Source organism: Brachyspira sp., assembly GCF_050873525.1.
Lineage (GTDB): Bacteria > Spirochaetota > Brachyspiria > Brachyspirales > Brachyspiraceae > Brachyspira.
In genome coordinates, this window is sequence record NZ_JBNMIZ010000242.1 from 1 (window position 1) to 3,768 (window position 3,768).

The following is a 3,768-nucleotide window of genomic DNA, read 5'->3' on the forward strand; positions in this document are numbered from 1 at the left end:
TATATATATGATTCGATTATTTTAAGTTAGAATTATTTTGACATAATTAAATAAATGTTATATAATGTGAACAAATCTAAAAAACATTATAGCAAAGGAGAAAATATTATGAAAGGCTATGCTATGTTAAAAATAGGGGAATCTGGTTGGATTGAAAAAGAAAGACCAGCCTGCGGTCCCAAAGACGCCATTGTAAAACCTTTGGCGGTTGCAATATGCACTTCGGATGTTCACACATTATGGGAAGGAGCTATAGGCGAAAGACATAATATGATTTTAGGACATGAAGCTTGCGGAGAGGTTGTGGAAGTCGGAAGTTTGGTGACTGACTTCAAAAAAGGAGACAGAGTATTGATTCCAGCGATTACTCCAGATTGGGATTCTGTCGAAGCTCAAGCGGGATATTCTATGCACTCCGGCGGTATGCTTGCGGGATGGAAATTCTCAAACTTCAAAGACGGAGTATTTGGAGAGTTTATCCATGTTAATGACGCGAACGGAAACTTGGCTTTACTTCCTAAAAATATCGACCCGATTGACGCTTGTATGCTTTCCGATATGGTTCCTACGGGATTTCATGGAGCGGAACTTGCCGATATTCAATACGGAGATACGGTTTTGGTTATAGGAATAGGACCTGTAGGATTAATGGGAGTTGCGGGCGCGAGCTTGAGAGGAGCTTCAAGAATTCTTGCAGTCGGAACGAGAAAAAACTGTATAGAAGCTGCAAAAAAATACGGAGCGGACGAATTCATAAGCTATAAAAACGGACCTATAGACAAACAAGTTTTGGATATGACAAACGGAAAAGGCGTTGATAAAGTTATCATAGCTGGAGGAGAAGTTGAAACTTTTGCGGAAGCCGTTCGTTCGTTAAAACCCGGCGGAAAAATAGGAAATGTAAACTATTTGGGTAAAGGCGATTATGTTCAAATTCCAAGAGCCGAATGGGGAGTCGGTATGGGACATAAAGCTATATTCGGCGGACTCATGCCAGGCGGAAGATTGAGAATGGAAAAATTGGGTTCTTTGGTTTCTTCAGGCAAATTGAATGTTCATCATTTGGTTTCGCATGTATTCGAAGGCTGGGATAATTTGGAAAAAGCTTTATTTATGATGAGAGATAAACCTGCGGACTTGATTAAACCAGTTGTTAGTATAGAAAAATAAATAAATTAAACTCATAGTATTGGGCAGGCGTTAGTTTAAAATAAATTTAAATTAAACGCTTGTCCTTTAATTTTTGAAAATATATTTTTAAGGAAATAATTATAAATACGACTATTATCAAGCCTGAAAATCATTTGGCTTTATGGATTATAATAATATTTTTTTCAATTTTAAGTTTTATAATCGAGCGCAAATTAAAATGGGCTTCGGTTATTTCCGCTCCAGTGATAGCTTTAATTTTCGCTATGATTTTAAGCAATTTCGGAATAATTCCTACGGAAGCTCCGACTTATAATATAGTATGGAATTATATAGTTCCGATTTCAATACCTTTATTATTAATGAAATGCGATATAAAGAAAATATGGAAAGAAAGCGGAAGATTATTAATAATTTTTTTAATAGGTTCTTTCGGAACGACCGCGGGAACTTTAACGGCTTATTTCCTGCTTAAAAATTATATAAACGAAATAGAAGGAGTAGCCGCTATGATAACGGGAACTTATATAGGCGGCACGGTTAATCTTATGGCTTTAGCGGATACTTTTAATGTGTCGGAAAAAACCATTTCCGCCGTAACGGTTGCCGATAATTTTTTAATGGCTTTATATTTTTTCGTTCTAATATCTATATCTTCGATTAAAATTTTTAGAATAATTTATAAACATCCGTATATAGATAAAATTGAAGAAAATAATAAAACGAATAAAATAAATCTTGAATATAAAGCGAAAGAAATTTTAGAAAAAAATTATAAAAAATATTTTTTAATAAGAGATATTATAATAAATATAGCCGTAAGTTTTATTATAGTTTTAATTTCCAAACATATTGCAAATATATTCTCAAATTTTATTCCGATTAATAATATTTTCTTAAAAACTTTTAACGGTTTGCTTGGCAATCAATATTTGATTATTACAACCATATCGATTATTTGCGCGTCCGTTTTTAAAAATATTTTTAATAAAATAAATTTATCGCAGGAGACGGGAACTTTTTTTATTTATTTATTCTTTTTTGTCATAGGCTGTCCCGCTTCCTTAAACGAAATAATAAAAAATTCTCCTCTTTTATTCGTTTTTTGTCTGATAGCGATTTTTATAAATATGGTTTTCACTTTAGTTTTCGGCAAAATATTAAATTTCAATTTGGAAGAAATTATACTCTCTTCAAACGCCAATATAGGAGGACCTACAACCGCTACGGCTATGGCTATATCTAAAGGCTGGTTCGAACTTGTGGGACCGATAATGCTTGTCGGAGTTTTCGGATACGCTATCGGAACATATTTTGGAGTTTTAATCGGTAATTTATTGATATGATTTTTTATTTAAATTAATGTGTTGACAAAAATTTTTAATGAATATTTTTGATTTATACAGTTCGTTAATTTTATATTACTTGGCGACTGGACACTGTCCGCTTCACTCTGTGCGCTGCATTCTGTGACTTTAGTATTGGCAAGTTGCGGATTTTTCAAACCCTCGTGAACATTATATAGAAATATTATAAAGTATGTTATCATAATATTAATAAAAATTAATTCTCCTTAATTTTCACTTGAGTAAGCAGATTCAAAATAATCGAAACTATAATTAAAATAACCGAAATAAAAACGAATATTTGAAATCTCTCTTTATAATTTCTATTATTTCTTATAGAAGAAACGGAATCCATATTATTTTTTATATCGCCGAAAATTTCTTTAAGCGAAGTATTTGCCGAAAGATAACTTTTGCCTCCTGTAGAATCGGATATTAATTGTAAAGTAGCATCGTCTCTTTTTGAAATAATCGTCCGTCCCGCTACTCCCAAATCGGATGTTATGCTCGCTCCTTCTTCCGAACCAATTCCAACCGTATATACTCTTATATCGTTATCTCTCAATTCTTTTAATATCGAATCAAAATATCCCGCATGGTCTTCTCCGTCCGTTATAAGAATTATTGATTTTCTGCTTATTGAATTTACATTGAAAGTATTTTTGGCAGTTTGCAACGCGTCCGCGATTCTCGTTCCTTGTAAAGTTACGGATTTCGCGCTTAAATTATCGAGTATATAAGTAAAAGTTTCCATATCTTGAGTGAAAGGCGAAGCTATAAAACTTGTTCCCGCAAAACCGACTAAAGCAACCGACAAATTATCTTCGCTCTTTATAAAATTTTCTATTTCCAATTTCGCTCTTCCCAATCTTGAAGGATATATATCGTTCGCTTCCATACTTTTAGACAAATCCAAAAGTATCGTTATCATATAGCTTTCCGTTCTTATTTTTTGTTCGACTATTCCCCATTTAGGCTGCATCAAAGCGAAAATCAAAACCGCTACGGAAATTATCAAAAATGAAACCGAAGATATTTTTAAATTCGACATTCTTTTATAATATTTATCTTTTTTGAAATTGAAATTTTTTATAAATATTGACAAAACTTTATTTACTTTTTTTCGAGATAAAACGAATAAAATTATAAGTATTGGCAAAAAAGCGTATAAAAAAATATAATTAAATTTTCCGAAAAACATTTATTTAGAAATTTCCTTTCAAATTATCGAATTAAAAATTAAAAAATATATTTAAAATATAAAACATTATAA

Annotated in this window: 3 protein-coding genes; 2 read left to right on the top strand and 1 reads right to left on the bottom strand. The window is 31.9% G+C overall.

The genetic code is table 11. From position 1 onward, the window contains the following. Positions 1 to 108 precede the first annotated feature (108 nt). Both ACR0QS_RS11920 and ACR0QS_RS11925 read left to right on the top strand, forming a co-directional pair. Complete coding sequence (locus ACR0QS_RS11920; protein WP_432633673.1) at positions 109 to 1,170, top strand: NAD(P)-dependent alcohol dehydrogenase; 1,062 nt, start codon at positions 109 to 111, stop codon at positions 1,168 to 1,170. Positions 1,171 to 1,304: 134 nt separating this feature from the next. Continuing rightward, positions 1,305 to 2,495, top strand: a complete 1,191-nt coding sequence (locus ACR0QS_RS11925; RefSeq protein ID WP_432633674.1) for a DUF819 domain-containing protein — start codon at positions 1,305 to 1,307, stop codon at positions 2,493 to 2,495. Positions 2,496 to 2,712: 217 nt separating this feature from the next. On the opposite strand, the gene ACR0QS_RS11930 is transcribed toward ACR0QS_RS11925, so the two are convergent. Then, positions 2,713 to 3,696: a vWA domain-containing protein gene (locus ACR0QS_RS11930; RefSeq protein WP_432633675.1), complete on the bottom strand. Its 984-nt coding sequence runs from the start codon at positions 3,694 to 3,696 to the stop codon at positions 2,713 to 2,715. Positions 3,697 to 3,768 lie beyond the last annotated feature (72 nt).